The organism is Enterococcus sp. AZ015, from assembly GCF_050499225.1.
GTDB lineage: Bacteria > Bacillota > Bacilli > Lactobacillales > Enterococcaceae > Enterococcus_D > Enterococcus_D entomosocium.
In genome coordinates, this window is sequence record NZ_JBMHEX010000001.1 from 3,532,060 (window position 1) to 3,550,066 (window position 18,007).

The 18,007-nt window shown below is 43.3% G+C and carries 22 protein-coding genes; 4 read left to right on the plus strand and 18 right to left on the minus strand.

All coding sequences use genetic code 11. The features are described from left to right. Positions 1 to 73: 73 nt before the first annotated feature. From guaB to IGK85_RS16570, 12 genes are all read right to left on the minus strand, one after another. Positions 74 to 1,558, minus strand: a complete 1,485-nt coding sequence (guaB, locus tag IGK85_RS16515) for an IMP dehydrogenase (RefSeq protein ID WP_005226250.1) — start codon at positions 1,556 to 1,558, stop codon at positions 74 to 76. A gap of 202 nt (positions 1,559 to 1,760) precedes the next feature. Beyond that, positions 1,761 to 2,453 carry a DUF1129 domain-containing protein gene (locus IGK85_RS16520; protein WP_005226251.1) on the minus strand — a complete coding sequence of 231 codons (693 nt, stop codon included), beginning with the start codon at positions 2,451 to 2,453 and terminating at the stop codon, positions 1,761 to 1,763. A gap of 71 nt (positions 2,454 to 2,524) precedes the next feature. Further along, entirely contained in the window at positions 2,525 to 3,625 is a 1,101-nt protein-coding gene (ychF, locus tag IGK85_RS16525) for a redox-regulated ATPase YchF (RefSeq protein WP_005226252.1), read from the minus strand. A gap of 8 nt (positions 3,626 to 3,633) precedes the next feature. Further along, entirely contained in the window at positions 3,634 to 3,822 is a 189-nt protein-coding gene (locus IGK85_RS16530; protein ID WP_005226253.1) for a DUF951 domain-containing protein, read from the minus strand. A 10-nt stretch (positions 3,823 to 3,832) separates the two neighbouring features. Next, positions 3,833 to 4,723, minus strand: a complete 891-nt coding sequence (locus IGK85_RS16535; protein ID WP_005226254.1) for a ParB/RepB/Spo0J family partition protein — start codon at positions 4,721 to 4,723, stop codon at positions 3,833 to 3,835. Continuing rightward, a complete protein-coding gene (locus IGK85_RS16540; RefSeq protein WP_005226255.1) occupies positions 4,713 to 5,477 on the minus strand; it encodes a ParA family protein in 765 nt (254 codons plus the stop codon). Before IGK85_RS16540 ends, IGK85_RS16535 begins: the two co-directional genes overlap by 11 nt. Before the next feature lie 11 nt (positions 5,478 to 5,488). After that, a complete protein-coding gene (rsmG, locus tag IGK85_RS16545) occupies positions 5,489 to 6,205 on the minus strand; it encodes a 16S rRNA (guanine(527)-N(7))-methyltransferase RsmG (protein WP_005226256.1) in 717 nt (238 codons plus the stop codon). 142 nt (positions 6,206 to 6,347) lie between these two features. Further along, positions 6,348 to 6,491, minus strand: coding sequence for a hypothetical protein (locus IGK85_RS16550; protein WP_005232938.1), 144 nt, complete (start codon positions 6,489 to 6,491; stop codon positions 6,348 to 6,350). Positions 6,492 to 6,502: 11 nt separating this feature from the next. Next, positions 6,503 to 7,273 (minus strand): Asp23/Gls24 family envelope stress response protein, encoded by a 771-nt coding sequence (locus IGK85_RS16555; protein WP_005232937.1) that lies wholly within the window; start codon positions 7,271 to 7,273, stop codon positions 6,503 to 6,505. Between the two features lie 24 nt (positions 7,274 to 7,297). Beyond that, positions 7,298 to 7,489, minus strand: coding sequence for a DUF2273 domain-containing protein (locus IGK85_RS16560; RefSeq protein ID WP_005226258.1), 192 nt, complete (start codon positions 7,487 to 7,489; stop codon positions 7,298 to 7,300). Positions 7,490 to 7,496: 7 nt separating this feature from the next. Further along, the gene (gene amaP, locus IGK85_RS16565) at positions 7,497 to 8,066 is read right to left on the minus strand and encodes an alkaline shock response membrane anchor protein AmaP (RefSeq protein ID WP_008376957.1); all 570 of its coding nucleotides are present in this window, start codon (positions 8,064 to 8,066) and stop codon (positions 7,497 to 7,499) included. 38 nt (positions 8,067 to 8,104) lie between these two features. Beyond that, positions 8,105 to 8,998: an SDR family oxidoreductase gene (locus IGK85_RS16570; RefSeq protein ID WP_008376956.1), complete on the minus strand. Its 894-nt coding sequence runs from the start codon at positions 8,996 to 8,998 to the stop codon at positions 8,105 to 8,107. A gap of 256 nt (positions 8,999 to 9,254) precedes the next feature. Between IGK85_RS16570 and IGK85_RS16575 the strand changes: the two genes are divergently transcribed. From IGK85_RS16575 to IGK85_RS16585, 3 genes are all read left to right on the plus strand, one after another. Next, positions 9,255 to 9,707 (plus strand): DUF2188 domain-containing protein, encoded by a 453-nt coding sequence (locus tag IGK85_RS16575; protein ID WP_008376955.1) that lies wholly within the window; start codon positions 9,255 to 9,257, stop codon positions 9,705 to 9,707. Positions 9,708 to 10,057: 350 nt separating this feature from the next. After that, a complete protein-coding gene (locus IGK85_RS16580) occupies positions 10,058 to 10,525 on the plus strand; it encodes a DUF5626 family protein (protein WP_035006413.1) in 468 nt (155 codons plus the stop codon). Positions 10,526 to 10,541: 16 nt separating this feature from the next. Then, complete coding sequence (locus IGK85_RS16585) at positions 10,542 to 11,060, plus strand: helix-turn-helix domain-containing protein (protein ID WP_005232932.1); 519 nt, start codon at positions 10,542 to 10,544, stop codon at positions 11,058 to 11,060. A 105-nt stretch (positions 11,061 to 11,165) separates the two neighbouring features. Here the strand turns inward: IGK85_RS16585 and mnmG are convergent, their stop codons facing one another. Continuing rightward, positions 11,166 to 13,058, minus strand: a complete 1,893-nt coding sequence (mnmG, locus tag IGK85_RS16590; RefSeq protein WP_008376950.1) for a tRNA uridine-5-carboxymethylaminomethyl(34) synthesis enzyme MnmG — start codon at positions 13,056 to 13,058, stop codon at positions 11,166 to 11,168. Between the two features lie 33 nt (positions 13,059 to 13,091). Continuing rightward, the gene (gene mnmE, locus IGK85_RS16595; RefSeq protein WP_008376948.1) at positions 13,092 to 14,489 is read right to left on the minus strand and encodes a tRNA uridine-5-carboxymethylaminomethyl(34) synthesis GTPase MnmE; all 1,398 of its coding nucleotides are present in this window, start codon (positions 14,487 to 14,489) and stop codon (positions 13,092 to 13,094) included. A gap of 238 nt (positions 14,490 to 14,727) precedes the next feature. Between mnmE and IGK85_RS16600 the strand changes: the two genes are divergently transcribed. Next, positions 14,728 to 15,057, plus strand: a complete 330-nt coding sequence (locus IGK85_RS16600) for a heavy metal-binding domain-containing protein (protein WP_005226284.1) — start codon at positions 14,728 to 14,730, stop codon at positions 15,055 to 15,057. Positions 15,058 to 15,259: 202 nt separating this feature from the next. On the opposite strand, the gene jag is transcribed toward IGK85_RS16600, so the two are convergent. From jag to rpmH, 4 genes are all read right to left on the minus strand, one after another. Continuing rightward, positions 15,260 to 16,018, minus strand: a complete 759-nt coding sequence (gene jag / locus IGK85_RS16605; protein WP_008376943.1) for an RNA-binding cell elongation regulator Jag/EloR — start codon at positions 16,016 to 16,018, stop codon at positions 15,260 to 15,262. Positions 16,019 to 16,035: 17 nt separating this feature from the next. After that, positions 16,036 to 16,860 carry a YidC/Oxa1 family membrane protein insertase gene (locus tag IGK85_RS16610; RefSeq protein WP_008376942.1) on the minus strand — a complete coding sequence of 275 codons (825 nt, stop codon included), beginning with the start codon at positions 16,858 to 16,860 and terminating at the stop codon, positions 16,036 to 16,038. An 18-nt stretch (positions 16,861 to 16,878) separates the two neighbouring features. After that, positions 16,879 to 17,214, minus strand: coding sequence for a ribonuclease P protein component (gene rnpA / locus IGK85_RS16615; RefSeq protein WP_008376940.1), 336 nt, complete (start codon positions 17,212 to 17,214; stop codon positions 16,879 to 16,881). 147 nt (positions 17,215 to 17,361) lie between these two features. Next, the gene (gene rpmH, locus IGK85_RS16620) at positions 17,362 to 17,496 is read right to left on the minus strand and encodes a 50S ribosomal protein L34 (protein ID WP_002356012.1); all 135 of its coding nucleotides are present in this window, start codon (positions 17,494 to 17,496) and stop codon (positions 17,362 to 17,364) included. Between the last annotated feature and the right edge of the window lie 511 nt (positions 17,497 to 18,007).

Sequence of the window (18,007 nt, forward strand, 5' to 3'; positions counted from 1 at the left end):
CCCTTTTTTAGAACCAAACGCCCCCTCTGTCCACTTTTGAACAGAGGGGGCGTTGGTTTTCACGTGAAACATTTTATGATTTTACGGAGTAGTTTGGTGCTTCTTTCGTGATTTGAACATCGTGGGGATGTGATTCTTTTAGTCCGTTGCCGCTCATTTGGATGAATTGTGCTTCATCACGTAATTGCTGCAGATTGCCGGCACCGACATAACCCATCCCTGATTTCAACCCGCCGATCATTTGGAAGATGATATCAGAAACGCTGCCTTTATAAGCGACACGTCCTTCAATGCCTTCTGGAACCAATTTGTTGGCTTCGTTTACGCCCCCTTGGAAGTAACGGTCGCTGGAGCCTTTTTCCATTGCCCCCAATGAACCCATTCCGCGGTACGTTTTGAAGCGACGACCTTGATAGATTTCAAATTCACCTGGTGATTCGTCAGTTCCTGCCAACATGCTACCGAGCATTACAGCGTGTCCGCCAGCTGCTAAAGCTTTAACGATATCGCCAGAGTACTTGATCCCACCATCGGCAATGATTGCTTTGCCATATTGACGTGCCACAGAGGCTGCATCATAGATCGCTGTCAATTGAGGAACTCCGACACCGGCTACCACCCGAGTAGTACAGATCGATCCTGGACCGATCCCGACTTTTACGACATCGACACCAGCATCATACAATGCTTTCGTGCCTTCTGCAGTGGCAACATTTCCAGCAATCAATGTTGCTTCTGGGAAGTGCGCGCGAATTTCAGAGATTTTTCGTAAAACACCCGCACTGTGTCCATGGGCAGTATCAATGACGATCGCGTCCACGCCTGCATCCAATAATGCTTGTGCACGTTCAAAGGTATCGCTGGTAACGCCGACTGCTGCTGCCACTAATAGGCGTCCATGCGTGTCTTTGGCTGCATTCGGGAATTCGATCACTTTTTCAATATCTTTGATGGTGATCAACCCGCTTAAGATCCCTGCTTCATCAACGATCGGTAATTTTTCGATCTTGTGTTGTTGTAAGATTTTTTCCGCGTCTTTCAACGAAGTACCGACAGGTGCTGTGATCAATTGGTCTTTGGTCATCACATCATTGATCGGCATCGTATAATCCGTGACAAAACGCATGTCGCGGTTCGTGATGATACCGACTAATTTGCGGTTCTCCATCGTTTCTACGATCGGTACCCCACTGATGCGGTACTTGCTCATCAAATGTTCTGCATCAGCAACTAAGTGGCTTGGTGTTAAGAAAAACGGATCGATGATCACGCCGCTTTCAGAACGTTTTACTTTGCGCACTTCATCTGCTTGCGCGGCGATACTCATGTTTTTGTGAATCACGCCAAGTCCGCCTTGACGCGCCATTGAGATCGCCATTTTACTATCAGTTACGGTATCCATACTGGCACTTATGATTGGAATATTTAGTGTAATATTCGGGGCAAGCTGCACTTTCATATCCACGTCATTTGGCAAGACGTGACTTTCTGCCGGAATCAATAAGACATCATCAAACGTTAACCCTTTTTTTACAAATTTGGTTTCCCAGTTGGACATTTTTGTAACCACTCCTTAAAGTTTTTAGGTATTTTAAAAAAAATAGCAAAGATTTTTTCATAAGTCAACCATTCGGAAAGCTTTCTTAATAATCCTCTTCAAACCTTTGGTCAAATCTCATAATTCGCCATTTTTTCTAAAAAAACACGCTGATCGTGCGGTCTTTTTTAACAAAAGAAGGCGCACGATCAACGTGTAGCCATCAGCCTCTAGGAACAGACAGACTGCTGATGATATTGTATTTGCGTTTCAAGTAGTACTTCGCTGCTAATGCCACTGCCCCGATCAAGGCTTCGATCACAGGGTCCACTTGTGGATTCAATGGTGGCTGGATCATCGCAGAAAGCGAGATCACAACGATCCATAGCATGAAGGCTGCGACTAAAATCAAAATGATCTTCCACATCTTCGGCCGTTTGCTCTTATCAGCACCCGGGCGTTCATATTGATACATGTATTTGTACATCAAGTAGAAGACCCAACCAGCAAGCATCGCCATCAAGAAGAGGGTCAATAAGCCATAAGGTTGTGCTTGTCCTCTAGTAAAGATTCCCATAACCCCTAGCATCAACCCAAAAATCCCTAAAATCAGCAAGGTGTTATCCAACCACATCAAGAAGGGGCCGGATTCTTTTTGCTCAACGGGTTTGTTGATGATGGCTTCGGTACGTTCAGACACTGTACCAAATAATTGGCGGGCCGTTTTGCCGCCTTTTTGTTCTTTGACTAAGACCGGCAGCATCTCATGCAAGGCAATCGTTTTTTCTTCTTCAGAAAGGTTGGCTGCCTCTAGCGATTTTTTTAAATCAAATATATATTGTTGGTTTCGTTTTGTTAATTGTTGTTCTAATTCACGATTTTCGGAAACATAATTTCGCAGAGTTTCTGGTTCCATGAATTGATTCTCCCTTCTGCGTTTTCTTCACAATGGACATTTTACCACAAATTCACTGGGAAGAAAGCCCTTTATACGTTAAAACGGAACAACATCACGTCGCCATCTTGCACGACATAATCTTTTCCTTCCAAACGTACCCGACCGGCTTCTTTGGCCGCTTGCATCGTGCCGTATTGGTTCAGATCTTCAAAGGAAACAGTTTCCGCACGAATAAAGCCGCGCTCAAAGTCCGTATGGATGATCCCCGCTGCTTGCGGTGCTTTGATGCCTTTACGGAACGTCCACGCACGCACTTCTTGTTCACCAGCGGTAAAGTACGTTGCTAGACCCAGCAAATCATAGGCGGCACGAATCAATTGATCCAACCCTGATTCTTCAATTCCTAATGCTTCTAAAAACTCTGCTTTGTCTTCTTCTTCCAGCTCAGCGATCTCTTCTTCTGCACGAGCACTGATGACGATCACTTCCGCATTTTCGCTTGCTGCAAATTCTTTCACTTTGTTGACATAGTCATTGGTTTCATAGTCTGCCACGTCTTCTTCTGCTACGTTGGCAACGTATAAGACTGGTTTGGTCGTTAGTAAAAACAAACTTTTGACGATGCGCTGTTCTTCATCTGTAAATTCGATCGAACGAGCAGAGATCCCTTCTTCTAAGACCGGTTTGATCTTATCAAGAACGGCCAGTTCCGCAACTGCATCTTTGTCTTTGGTTTTGGCAATTTTTGCGACCCGAGTATAGCGCTTGTTGACGGATTCTAAATCCGCTAAAACCAACTCCAAATTGATGGTGTCGATATCAGCTAATGGGTCCACGCGGCCTTCCACGTGGGTGATGTTGTCATCGTCGAAACAACGAACGACATGACAGATCGCATCCACTTGGCGGATATGGCTCAAAAATTGGTTCCCTAATCCTTCCCCTTTGCTGGCACCGCGGACGATTCCGGCAATATCCGTAAATTCAAAGGTGGTTGGGACCGTCTTTTTCGGACGGACTAATTCTGTTAAACGCTGTAAGCGCCAATCTGGCACTTCCACCATTCCTACATTCGGATCGATCGTCGCAAACGGGTAGTTTGCGGCTTCTGCTCCTGCTTTGGTTATTGCATTAAATAAAGTAGATTTGCCCACATTTGGCAATCCAACGATTCCGGCAGTTAACGCCATGCTTCACTTCACTCTTTCTCTTTTTTTTCTAGGATTTTCTTCATCTTTTTATCAAATTCTCGGCGCGTCATCATGACGATGTGGCCGCAATTCGTACACTTTATTTTGATGTCTGCCCCCATGCGGATGATTTCCCAACGATTGGCTTTGCAGGCATGCGGTTTTTTCATTTCGACAATATCCCCAAGATCATACATCTTTATCACCTCAAGCTTCATCAAATTGAATGTTCAATAAATCTAAAATACGGGTTAAATCTTTTTGTGACAGGTATTCGATCTCGATTTTTCCTTTGCCTTCTTTTTCGCGGATCTCGACATTCGTGCCGAATTTATCCATCAACCGTTCTTCGCTTTCTCGTAAATAGTACGGTTTTTCCCGAATCAGACGCGGCACTTTTTTCTTTTCGTTTTTCGTGTCGTTCATCTCAGCGACCATTTGTTCTAATTGGCGGACTGTCAGATTTTCTTTGACACAACGATTGGCTAATTTTAAGATCTGTTCTTTGTTTTTCAAGCCTAATAATGTCCGGGCTTGCCCCATAGACAAACGGTCATCTTGAACCATTTCTTTGACGAGTTTCGGCAAGGACAGTAACCGCAAATAATTGGCGATATACGGGCGGCTTTTCCCTAAACGTTCAGCGACTTGTGCTTGGGTCAATTTCAAGTTCTTCATCAGCATGTCATAGGCTTCTGCTTCTTCTAAAGGATTTAAATCTTCCCGCTGCAAGTTTTCTAAAACGGCGACTTGCATCATCGCTTCTTCATCAAAATTGCGGATGATGGCTGGGATCGTTTCCTTGCCAGCTAATTTGGATGCTCGAAACCGGCGTTCACCAGCAATGATCTCATAGCCTTTGACGGATGATTGCCGCACGATGATCGGTTGAAAGACCCCCGAATGTTGGATCGAATTGGCTAGTTCTTGTAATGAAAGCTCATCAAAGGTTTTTCGCGGTTGATAAGGGTTGGGTCTTAATTCGTTTAAAGGCAGTTCAACGACTTTTTCTGTCTTGATATCGACTTCTTCTAACCCTTGCAGGTCTTGAAACAACGCATCGATCCCACGCCCTAATCCTTTCCCTTTATTCTTCACGGGCTAACACTTCCTTTGCTAACGTCTGATAGACTTCGGCTCCTTTTGAGCGTGGATCATAATCAATGATCGACAATCCATGACTAGGTGCTTCAGACAACCGGATATTCCGCGGAATAATGGTTTCGTATACTTTTTCTTGGAAATAGCGGCGGACTTCTTCCACGACTTCCGCGCCTAAGTTCGTGCGGGCATCATACATCGTCAGTAAGACCCCTTCGATCTCTAACTCAGGGTTAAAATGTTTTTGTACTAAACGCACGGTATTCAATAGTTGGCTCAGCCCTTCCAATGCATAGTACTCACATTGGACTGGGATCAAAATCGAATCACTGGCGGTAAAGGCATTGATCGTCAAATGACCTAAAGATGGCGGGCAATCGATAAAGATATAATCGTATTGTTCTTTGATTTCATTCAAAGCCGATTTCAATCGAGATTCCCGTGCCATCATGGAGGTCAATTCAATTTCCGCACCAGCTAATTGGATCGTCGCTGGAACGATATCCAAGTTTTCTCGGCTGCTAGGTAAAATCGCTTCAACGATCGGTGTTTCATTGACTAATACATCATAGATGTCTTGTTCCACATCTGGTTTGCGAATGCCGACACCGCTTGTGGCGTTGCCTTGGGCATCAATATCTACGAGTAACACTTTTTTGCCGACAAATGCTAAGGACGCACCTAGGTTCACCGTTGTGGTGGTTTTGCCTACGCCGCCTTTTTGGTTTGCAACAGAAATAATACGGGCCATTGATTTTCCTCCTATTTAATTGGTTGTTTCGCTGGCATTCCCGGTTTGCGGGGGTATTTCTTTGGCGTTTCTTTTTTCTTTTGAATGATCAAAAGATGGCGTTCATCGCCGCTGACCGGTAAGGTAAAGCTTTTTTCTTCAATAAATTTGCCGCCTAAGAGTGAGATCGCTGGTTTGGCTTCAACCAGTTCTTCCTCGCTTTTGGCAGCTTTGAGCGCATAAAAATAGCCTGCTTTTTTCACCAATGGCACACAGAGTTCCGTTAACACATTCAAACGGGCAACCGCTCGAGCGGTCACATAATCGAATTGCCCACGAAATTGCGGGTTTTGACCAAATGTTTCTGCACGGTCATGGTACAAGTGGACATTTTCCAATTGTAGATCCGTCACAAGAGTTTGTAAAAAGGTGATGCGCTTATTTAAAGAGTCGACGATCGTCACTTCTAATTCAGGAAACACGATTTTTAGTGGAATACTTGGAAAGCCAGCACCTGAACCGACATCGCACAAATGACTTTGCGGGTCAAAGGCGGTTTCAAAAGCTAAGGAAACAGAATCGTAGAAATGCTTTAAATACACTTCTGATTTTTCCGTGATTGCGGTTAGATTCATCTTCTGATTCCATTCGACTAAACGCTCGAAATAGACAGCGAATTTTTCCATTTGTTCTTCGGTTAAAACGATCCCGTTTTTGCGTAATTCTTCATGAAATTCTTCAGGTAGCATAACGAATCCTTTCTATTTTGTGAAACAGAAAAATGTTTCACAGACTAGTTCCTACTTTAACGCAAAAAGCAGTGCGATGCAATAGCCAGAGATTGCTTTCTAGGAGAATTTACTATTTTTTAACTGGGGCTTTAAGGTTGGTTTAAGGCATAGAAATTATACTCATTTCAATCCAAAAAACTTTTTTCATTTTTCCTTGACCAGCAAGGCTGCCAACCCTGCTGGTCAGCTTTTTTCTCAAAGAAACAAGCATTGATCTCAGGATCAATGCTTGTTTTTGTTTCATATGAAACTTTTTTATTTCACGCGAGGTTCGTTGTATTCTTCGATACGATCAGACGCGCGGGAAGCCGCATGTTTGGCTTTGTTGGTTTGACGTGAAGCAAAGTCGCCGGTTTTAGAAGCAGCTGACGTTACTTTGTCTTGAACCGTTTCTTGTTCCTCTTCGTATTCAGCGATCGTTTTTACATCTACAACGTTGATGTTGACTTCGATCACTTCTAATTGGGTCATTGTCGTTACTTCTTTTTGAATGACTTCTTTGACTTGTTCAGCGATTTCTGGGATGTTGCGGTCATATTCAACCACGATATCTAAATCAACGGCTACTTGTTTTTTCCCAACTTCAGTATTGATACCGGCAGTCACATTGTCTGTATTAACTAATTTTTCAGCAATATTAGAGAAGAAACCACCATCGACCGTCAACAGACCATCTACATTTTCTAATGCAATTCCGATAATTTTTTGGATCACTTTATCATCATAGGTCAATGAACCATGAACGGGTGCATCCCCGGTTGGTCCTTCAAAATCGTTGTGTCCAGGTTTTGGCGGTGCTGGATGATGTCCGGCTGGATCTGGATTTCCTGGTGCTGGATGATCCCCTGGTTTTGGTCCATTTTGTTGTCCTGCTACTGCTTTTTCAGCATTTGGTACTACTGGATCAGGTGATTCAGTCATTGGAATCGCATTTTCATTGGCTTGATGATTGGTGTTGGGAACCACTGGATCTGGATGTGCACTGACATTTTTTTCATTGTTTAATTCGTTTTTATCGTTATTCATTAAAAATTCCTCCTATAAAATACGTTATTGTTGGTTAAAAAATTCGTCGATGATACCGGTACGTTGGAGATACAATCCTAGCGCAAAACCCAAACCTGTTAGGAGTAGAATCAGCAATGTTTTGAAAAAACCGATCGTTACAAACAACACAGCCAGAACAAGGCCGATTGCTCCAAAAATCAATGGGATTTTGTATTGTTGTAGTTCGTTCATCATAGCCCTCCTATTCTACTCGCGGGTTTTCCGGAGTCTCATTTTGTTCAAAATTCGCGTAATTGACTTCGACTTTGACTTTTTCACTTGAGCCAAGCACTCGTTGGACATCTTGTTGGATTTCCGCCATTAAGTTTTCGGTTTTGCCAACTAAGGCAGACGTCCGTTTCAAGCGGCCTTTGATTTTGATTAAAATTCGATTTTTGGTCGCCTTGACATGAACTTTTGGTCCTTCAACAAATTCTTTTTCATTTACTTTCGTACGTACAAGTCCTTCGATCGCTTTCTTATCGATCGTCAATACGCCCTTATCCTCTTTCAAAACAAAGGTTGTTTTGGTTTTTGGATAAAACAGCACGACTAAGATCACGATCAAGAATACGGCGATCAAAACAACGGCTACCCAAAACATATATTGACGCATAAACAAGTTGTCAAAGAAATACGTGACGACATTGCCTCTGCTGTCCAAACCAAATGGCAGCTGCATGTAAGGATTACTCATTAAAACGATTGGTAATAAGACAGTGATAAAGATCAACGAAACGATGATTGATACGATTTTCCACCCTTTACTCATAGGACACCTCCTCCTTTTTCTCCGATTTTTTGATAAGCTTACAAGTTGATGGCTTCTCCGCCGGTAACACCATAAATCTGTGCTGTCACATAGCTAGCTTTATTGGAAGCTAAAAAGACATAGACGGGTGCCAGCTCAGCTGGTTGTCCTGCCCGCTCCAGTAATGCTTGCTGACCAAATTCAGGCAGCTTGTCTTGCGGTTGGCCATGATCTAACTGTAATGGTGTCCAGATTGGTCCTGGGGCTACCCCATTGACCCGAATCCCTTTTTCAGCAAATTGTTTCGCCAAGCTAACTGTAAAACTGGCGATCGCCGATTTGGTTGCCGCATAATCCATTAAATGAGCACTTGGACTAAAGGCTTGGACAGAAGTCGTTGTCACGATCGCTCCCCCAGCCGGTAAGTGTGGCTCAGCAGCTTTGACTAATGCAAACATTGAGATAATGTTTACCATAAAAGTGTCTTTCACTTGTTCAATCGGTAATTCTGCAATCGATGGCCGCGTGATTTGCTGGGCTGCGTTCAATACTAATGTATCTAACCCACCTAATGCTGCTACCGCTTTGTCAACGATCTCTTGTGGTGCCGCTTCGTCTCGCAGGTCATAGGGTAGCAAAATCACTTTGCGTCCGGCTTCTTTGATGTACCCTGCAACTTCTTCGGCATCTTCTTCTTCTCCTGGGAAAAAGTGCAGGGCAATGTCTGCTCCTTCACGAGCGAAGGCAATCGCTGCTGCTCGTCCGATCCCAGAATCCCCACCGGTAATCAGTACCCGCCGGTTTTCTAACTGCTGACTTCCCTCATAAGAGTCTTCACCACAATCAGGTTTTGGTCGCATTTCTTCTTGTAAAGCAGGCGTATCTTGTTCCTGTTTGCTGTATTTACCCGTGTGATAAAGTTCCCGTGGATCAGTCAAAATAGGTTCACTCATTCTTACGTCCTCCTTTTCTCTATAATAAAATTCTAAACCATTCATTTTTTTTTGGGAAATATAACGCTTTGTTAACAAAAATAAATCCTCGTTTATTAGAAAATGAAAAAAGAAAGTGCCCTCATTTTTGACCAGAAAGCAAATGATTTCACTTTTTTATAGAAGGGGGTAAACTAATAAGTAATATCTGGTGGTGCCTGTAAAAAGGAACCCCTAGGAAAATGACTTTGGATCAAGAAAAAGGAGGAACCAAACAATGCCTTGGAATGTCCGTGATTATCCTGCGTCAATGAAGAATCTAGACCCCTTAGTTCGTAAAAAAGCGATCGATATCGCCAATGCCCTGCTAGCCGATGGCTATTCCGATGATCGGGCGATCCCGATCGCCACGAGTCAAGCAGAAAAATGGTATGACAATGCAGATGAAGAGGAGAAGATAGCTTTTCAGAAAGAGAAAAATCCGCAAAAAGATGATGCCCATCAAACCAATAAAAATGCGAAAAAATTAATGAATGCGGATGTTGAAGTTGTGTATGAAGAGGACCAATGGCAAGTCCGTTCCAAAGGAGCAAAACGTGCCAGTGATCATTTCGACAAGAAAGCAGAGGCCATCGCCCGTGCCAAAGAAATTGCCGAAAACAAAGAATCCGTGGTGAACGTTTATAAAAAAGATGGTGACCATCAAAAGGATATTGATTTAGGAGAATAAAATTGGCCGCAAAAAAGCGGAAGGAGGTCTTACGTTTGTCGTTTTAACGGCGCGAAACGTTACCTTCTCTTTCGCTTTTTTGTTTCCTTTTACAGCTAGGTTTGGTTAAAACTAAAGCAACCGCTTCTTTAACGTTTCTTTTAAAAAACAGCGTTTCATTGTCAGAAACCTAAAAAACGAAGACCTTTTGAATGAACCATTACTTTTAAAATTTCTCGACATCCTAAAAAATAAGCCTATGAAATGCTGATTTAGCAACAACTGTAAACCATCCGTTACCCCTGTAAACTAGCTTGTGCTTTCTTTAACTAAATAAACCTTGTATACTTGAATTATCAAAAGTACAAGGAGTGGTGTTTGTGAAAAAATTATTTTTTGTGCCGTTTATTTTTATTTGTTTCCTCTTTGCTCTCCCAGCTGCCGCCCAAACAGTGGAAGAACCTGAACTCGTTTACGACTTAGCATCAGATAGTCCCTATGAGCAGCTGATCACCGTAGATGAAGAAGGCAACGAGTTGATTTTGACCATTGAAAAATTGCCGTCATTCCGGGCAAATCTGGCAGCAGGAACGTATCGCGTGTCAAAAACATCCACCGGTAATTGGACCGCTAGTTACAATGTCACGGTCAATAGCCGCAATCAATTTACAGGCACTTCGAATTTAAGTTTAGTTGCTCACAGAGGAAGTATCACTTCTAGTTCATTAACTCACACGTCCACTAAAGCCACCTGTACGTTTAAGCAAAAAGCAGGTATAATCACTACCAATGGGAGTGTCGTAACCACGATCTCAAATGGGAAGCTAGTTGTTAAATAGCAGATAGGAGCATACATTGGCTTTAGCAGAACAATTAAAAAGCTGTCGCGAGTCTTCCGGATTGTCGCAAACAGCAGTCGCAGAAAAATTACAGATTTCACGCCAGTCGATTTCAAAATGGGAAAACGGGCGCGGCTATCCAGATATTGAGAATTTGATTTTGTTGAGCGATCTCTATCAAGTCTCGATTGATGAGCTCTTGCGGGAAAACGAAGCGTTAAAAGAGCGGATCGAAACCAATAATCAAGAGATTAACGACAAAAAAGAAAAATTGTCGTTACTCCAAAGAACGATGGCAACGGAAAAAGATGAAAGTCTGCTCTTGCTACTGTTAGCTGGAATCGGCTCATTTCTCTTTCCATTAGGTTTGATTTTAGATGGCTTTGTCTTATGGCGTAACAAAAAGGCCAATAATTTTTATGTATTGATCTATATCGTCTGTGCCTTCTCAATTTTCTTGAATTTGTACGATGGCTATGTCCATCTCAGCAACATCATGAACTGGGGAACCACTACGATTGAAAAAGTTGAATAATTCAATTGCTAACACAAAAAGCCCGCTGCGAGTTACTCTCGTAGCGGGCTTTTGACACTCTATTTACCATTTATAAATTGGTTTTTCAAAGAATATTCACCGTCTTTAGTTAACCTTTGCAATCTTCCCTTGTTCGATATACACCATCAAAATACTAATATCAGCTGGGTTTACTCCGCTGATACGGCTCGCTTGGGCGATGGTTTCGGGTTGGATTTTTTGCAGTTTTTGTTTGGCTTCAGTTGCCAAGCCATTGATAGCGGCATAGTCGATGTTTTCAGGAATGCGTTTGGCTTCCATCCGTTTGAGTTTCTCCACTTTTTCGAGGGCTTTTTTAATATAACCTTCGTATTTGATTTGGATCTCGACTTGTTCAATCTCTTTTGGCTTCAATGCTTCATTGGCTTCAATAAATTGCAGCATTTCCGCATACGTCACTTCAGGCCGGCGCAAGAATTCATTTGCTAAAACGCCATCTTTTAAGGTGGCCGTCCCTTTGGCAGTCAAATATGCTTGTACTTCTGGCGTTGGTTTGATGCGGATTTTAGACAAGCGTTTGATTTCTGCTTCAACAGCTTCTTTTTTCGCTACATATGCTTCGTATTGCGCTTCTGGGACGAGCCCAATTTGATGTCCCACTTCGGTCAAACGCAGATCGGCATTATCATGACGCAGCAATAAGCGGTATTCGGCACGAGAGGTCAATAAACGGTATGGTTCATTGGTTCCTTTGGTCACCAAATCATCGATCATCACACCGATATAACCGTCGCTGCGTTTCATAATGAAAGGTTCTTTGCCTTGAATTTTCAAAGCGGCATTGATGCCGGCAATCAAGCCTTGACCGGCCGCTTCTTCATAGCCGCTGGTTCCGTTGGTTTGTCCTGCCGTAAAGAGGTTTTCGATGACTTTGGTTTCTAATGTTGGACGCAATTGATGAGGTACCACGACATCATATTCAATGGCGTAGCCCGTCCGCATCATTTCCGCTTTTTCTAAACCTGCGATGGAATGCAGCATTTGGACTTGGACGTCTTCTGGCATAGAAGTAGAAAGCCCTTGAACATACACTTCTTCGGTGTTCAATCCTTCTGGCTCCAAGAATAGTTGGTGACGAGATTTGTCTGCAAAACGCACGATTTTGTCTTCGATGGATGGACAATAACGGGCACCTACCCCTTCGACGATCCCTGTAAACATCGGCGCCCGATGTAAATTCTGGTTGATGATTTGGTGCGTCCCTTCGTTCGTATAGGTCAACCAGCAAGGTTCTTGGTTTTGATTGTAGGCTTCATCGGGTGTGCTGTAACTAAAGTGATTCGGTTGTTCATCGCCAGGCTGGATCTCCGTTACCTCATAGTTGATGGTGCTGGATTTGACCCGCGGTGGTGTACCGGTTTTAAAACGAGCGATCTCTAGACCAAGCTCTTTCAAATGATCGGCTAATCCAATCGATGGCTGGGAGTTGTTTGGACCAGAAGAATACTTCAACTCTCCAATGATGATCTCCCCTCGCAACGCTGTTCCTGCAGTGATCACTACAGCTTGGGCTTGGTAACGAGCGCCTGTAGATGTCACGACGCCACGGCACTCGCCTTCTTCAACGATCAGCTTTTCAACGATCCCTTGGCGCAGTGTTAGATTGGCTTCTTTTTCGATCGTTCGTTTCATTTCAGCCGCATAGGCATGTTTATCGGCTTGCGCCCGCAAAGCCCGCACTGCGGGACCTTTTCCTGTATTGAGCATCCGCATTTGGATGTAGGTTTTATCGATATTTTTGCCCATTTCTCCGCCTAAAGCATCGATTTCGCGCACCACGACGCCTTTTGCTGGTCCGCCGACGGAGGGATTACAAGGCATGAATGCGACCATGTCTAAGTTGATGGTCAGTAAAAGGGTTTTTGCCCCCATTCGGCTGGCTGCTAAGGCAGCTTCTGATCCGGCATGGCCGGCACCAACAACGATCACGTCATAACTTTCTGCTTGATATTCTTGCATGGTGTTCTCCTTTTTACGCCAGTGGCGCATTCTTTATTTTCCTAAACAAAACTGACTAAATAATTGGGTGATCAACTCATCTTGGACACTGTCTCCGACAACTTCTCCTAGATAGTCCCAGCAGCGTGTCATATCGATTTGAACCAAGTCGACAGGCATTCCTGCTTCGATCCCTTGGATGACCTCAGACAACGACTGAACGGCATTTTCTAATAAGGCAATGTGGCGGGTGTTAGAAAGATAGGAAGCATCCTTGTCGGTGGTTTTCCCCCCAAAGAATAGATCGGCAATGGCTTGTTCCAGTTGATCCAAGCCTTCGTTGGTCAATACAGAGACAGGAAAAATCGGTTCATCTGCTGCGTACTGCGCTAATTCAGCGGGCGCTAGTTTTGGCTCAAGGTCGGTCTTATTCAATAAGATGATCCGACGGCTGCCAGCAGTCAGCTCCAGCAATTGTTTGTCTTCCTGGGTCAATCCTTCGCTTTGGTTGAGAACCAGCAAAATCAACTCCGCTTCTGCCAGTGCTTTGCGGCTGCGTTCGACCCCAATTTTCTCAACGACATCTTCCGTTTCGCGGATACCAGCCGTATCGATCAGTTTCAACGGTACCCCGCGAACATTGACATACTCTTCAATGACATCTCGAGTCGTACCAGCAATGTCTGTTACGATAGCTTTTTCTTCCCTTAATAAATGGTTCAATAAGCTGGATTTACCGACATTCGGCCGACCGATGATCGCAGTACTCAGACCTTCTCGCAAAATTTTTCCTTGTTGGGCAGTTGCTAATAAGGCTTGGATCTGCCCTTTGACCATCGTGGCCTTTTCTAACAATAAGCGGGTCGTCAATTCTTCCACATCATCGTATTCAGGGTAATCGATATTCACTTCAACTTGCGCCAACGTCTCTAAGATCTCTTGGCGTAAGGTCCGAATCAAGTGGGAAAGATTGCCATCCAGCTGATTGACAGCGAGATTCATCGCCTTATCGGTCTTAGCACGAATCAGGTCCATCACCGCCTCGGCTTGAGAAAGATCAACCCGTCCATTTAAAAAGGCTCGCTTCGTGAATTCTCCCGGCTCAGCCAAACGTGCACCTTGTCGTAAAACCAGTTGCAAGAGTTGATTGACGACCACGATCCCGCCGTGACAGTTGATCTCAACGACATCTTCTCGGGTAAAGGTCCGCGGCTTTTTCATCACTGAAAGCATCACTTCATCCATCAAACGGTTTTCTTCTGGGTCCACGATATGACCATAATGAATCGTATGACTAGGGACTTGGGCGAGGGTTTTAGTGCCTGCTTGAAAAATCCGATCCGCAATTGCGATTGCTTCTTCCCCGCTTAATCGCACAATACTGATGGCCCCTTCGCCTGGCGGGGTGGAAATTGCGGCAATCGTATCAAATTCTTGCGTAATATTCGCCATGTTGCATGCTCCTCCTATTTTTTCACATAAAAAAAGTGCCCACTCCACCCGTCAAATTGATTGAAAATCAATAAAAACGAGTAGACTTAGCACTTTGACTGCTTGTCAATTAAATTCTGGAAATAGATTAGCACATTTTTGCGCGAGTCGCAAGCTTCCTTCAAAAACTTTTAAATTTTGCATCTGTCCGCAAAAACCTTTAAAATAAAAGCAAAGAATAAGAAAAGAGGGATCTATTATGGAAACCATCAAATCATCAAACAGTGCTGCCCGCATTAAAGAAATCATTTTATCGACAGGAAACGTGAATCGGCCTTATGTCGTGCGGGATATCGTCTTTGCGGCAGACAAAATCGAAGTAGATCTATTTGATACATCTGTGAATTTGAACGATCTTTTGGCAGATGTGACCTATCGCTTAAAAGAAACAGCTCACAGCTACGGTGCGAATGCAGTGATCAACTGTCATTTCGAACACGACCGCATCGTCGAAGGCGACAAAACCTACCTTGAGATCTTTGCCTATGGTACGGTGGTTCAATTTACTCAATCAACCATTGGCGGCTAATTGCCCCTTTGAACAACGAAATACAAAAAAGAGTCCGCGGCATACGGACTCTTTTTTGATACCAAAGGCTGACCTACGTAACGTATGTTGACTTTGATAAGAATGATTTCTAGTCAAGGATACTTGGTTTTAAATTTGTTGTCAATCGCTTTTTCCCATCAAAAAAGGGAAAGGCTTGTCAGACCGCCTTTCCCTTTTTTCATTAAATTCGTTTGTCCGCAGGTTCCACTACTAAGTAGCGATACGGTTCATCCCCTTCAGAATGAGTTTGAACATACGCATCTTTACTCAATACGGAATGGATCTGCTTTCTTTCAAACGCCGGCATCGGCTCTAAAAAGACCGGGCGGCCTGTTCGTTTGACTTTTTCAGCAGTACGGCTGGCCAAACGTTCTAAGATCGCTTGACGTTTTTCACGGTAATCCCCGACATTCACAACGATCGACAATTTGTTTTTCGCGATGCGATGAATATAAACTTGCGCCAAATATTGCAGTGCATTCAAGGTTTTGCCGTGCTTCCCAATCAAAATGCCTTGTTTTTGCGTTTCTAATTGAAAGATGATCACGCCGTCTTGACGAGCGGTTTTTACTAAGGCAGGTGCATTCAATGCTTTTGAAATATTTGTCAGATAGAGTCCCAACTGAGCCAGTGCTTCCTCATCTGAAAGATCCGTCAGCAAAACAGGTTCGCTCGCGGCCGCCTCCATCACACTGCTTGCATCCTCTGTCGTCACAGGATCTGGTTCTACCAGCGGTTTTGCTGGTACTTCTTCAACGGGTGCCGGTTCTTCAACGATTCTTTTTTCAATGGAGACCCGTGCTTGTTTTTTTCCTAGCCCCAAGAAGCCTTTTTTTCCTTCATCCAGGACTTCGATTACTGCTTGATCTTTGGTGATACCAAGGACTTGCAATCCCTCTTGAATTGCTTCAGCTACTGTCAGATTTTCATAAATCGGCATTGCAGTGCAACCTCCTCTTATTTTTTCCGTTTCTTTTTAGGACTCATTGCTTTTTTCAGGGCTCGTTCACGCTCGCGTTCTTTGCGGGCGGCTTCTTCTCTTTCTTGGCGAATCTTGAATGGGTTATTTAAGATCATTGTTTGCAAGACTTGGAATGCATTAGAAACAACCCAGTACAAGGAAAGACCGCTGGCAATGTTGATCCCCATCAGTAAGATCATCATCGGCATAGCGAAATTCATGATTTTCAAACTCGCATTTGATTCCACTTGGCTCATACTTGATAAGTAGGTACTTGCAAAAGTAAAGAGCGCCGCTAAAATCGGCAAGATGAAGTATGGGTCACGATCACCCAGCTGCAGCCATAAGAATTTTCCTTCTTGCAGAGCAGGAACCCGTGAGATCGATTGCCACAAGGCCATCAAAATCGGCATTTGTACCAATAATGGTAGACAGCCGGCATAGGGATTGACATTGTTTTCCGCATACAAACGTTGTGTTTCTTCTTTTAACTTGCTTTGTGTTTCTGTATCTTTTGACGCATATTGCTGCTGCAGCGCTTTTAGCTTCGGTTGTAATTCTTGCGTTTTGCGCATGCTTTTGGTTTGAAAGTGCATCAACGGCATCAAAATGACCCGGATGATCAATGTAAAGAGGATGATCCCGATCCCGGCATTGCCGAAGGAGAGGGCTTTGATCGCCTCTGCAAAATAATAAACGATGTAACGATCCCATAGACCGGTACTTTGTGCATTTACTTCACCTGTTGCACCGCAGGCAGATAAGACAACTACTAATGAGAGAACTCCCAAAAATAGTAAGACGCGTTTCCCTTTTTTCACGTAACTAATTCCTTTCCATTAATGAATAATTTTGGCAAGCTTTAAGACATGCTCTAAATTCGAGTAGATTTCCTTTGAGGAACAAGTGGCGATACTTGGACGGGCGATCACAATAAAATCGATCGCTGGTTCGATTCGCGGCTTCATTTCCGTTAAGCTCGCACGAATCTTGCGTTTGACCTCATTTCGCTTCACTGCATTACCGACTTTTTTTCCTACAGATAAACCAACTCGAAAATGTGATTGCTCTTTAGGTAAGACATACACCACGAACTTCCGATTTGCAAAAGAATTTCCTGCCTGAAAAACTTTTTGAAAATCTTGCTCTGTTTTTACTCGATAGGATTTTCTCATCTTCGGTTCCTTCACTTCTTTCAATTAAGCTTCGCGAAACGGATTGAATCCGTAACCACTCACCTGTCAATAATACCATATTTGCCAAAAGTCAGACACTATATTCCGCAAAAACGGCATAAAAAAAAACCACTGGCATTCAGTGGCTTACGCAGAAATAACCTTTCTGCCTTTACGACGACGGCTAGCTAAAACACGACGTCCATTTTTTGTACTCATACGTTTACGGAATCCGTGAACTTTTTGACGTTTACGTTTATTTGGTTGATACGTTCTTTTCATTTATTTCCACCTCCATCAGGATAATGCTTATGCGCACAGACATACTTTGATAGTATAACGAGTCAAGTACTAGTTTGTCAATAAGAAGTTTGCTCAAAATCGACCATTCTTTATCCACAATTCCCTTGATTTGTGTGGGTTTGCTGTTTACAGCTAATTTTTGTGGATAACTTTTTCCCCAGAGTTATTTTGACTTTTTCCACAAACAAACAGCCTGTAGAAAAGTTTTCCACAATCGCTTTTCCAGCTGTTGATAACTGCCCTAAAACCTAGTATTATCAAGGCATGATCTTCACATAGATCTGTGGATAAGAGAGATTTTTTTCTAGTTATGCACATTCTTTTTCTACCTGTGGATAGTGCATTTTCGAACATGTGCATTTCCTTTTTTCTTTTATCCCGTTTTGTGGAAAAGTATTTTTTTCTAACCTTTTTTATCGTAATCTGTGGAAAACTTTTTCAATCCGTGCTATTTTAGTTATATCTATTCTTAGTTATAGGAGGACAATTT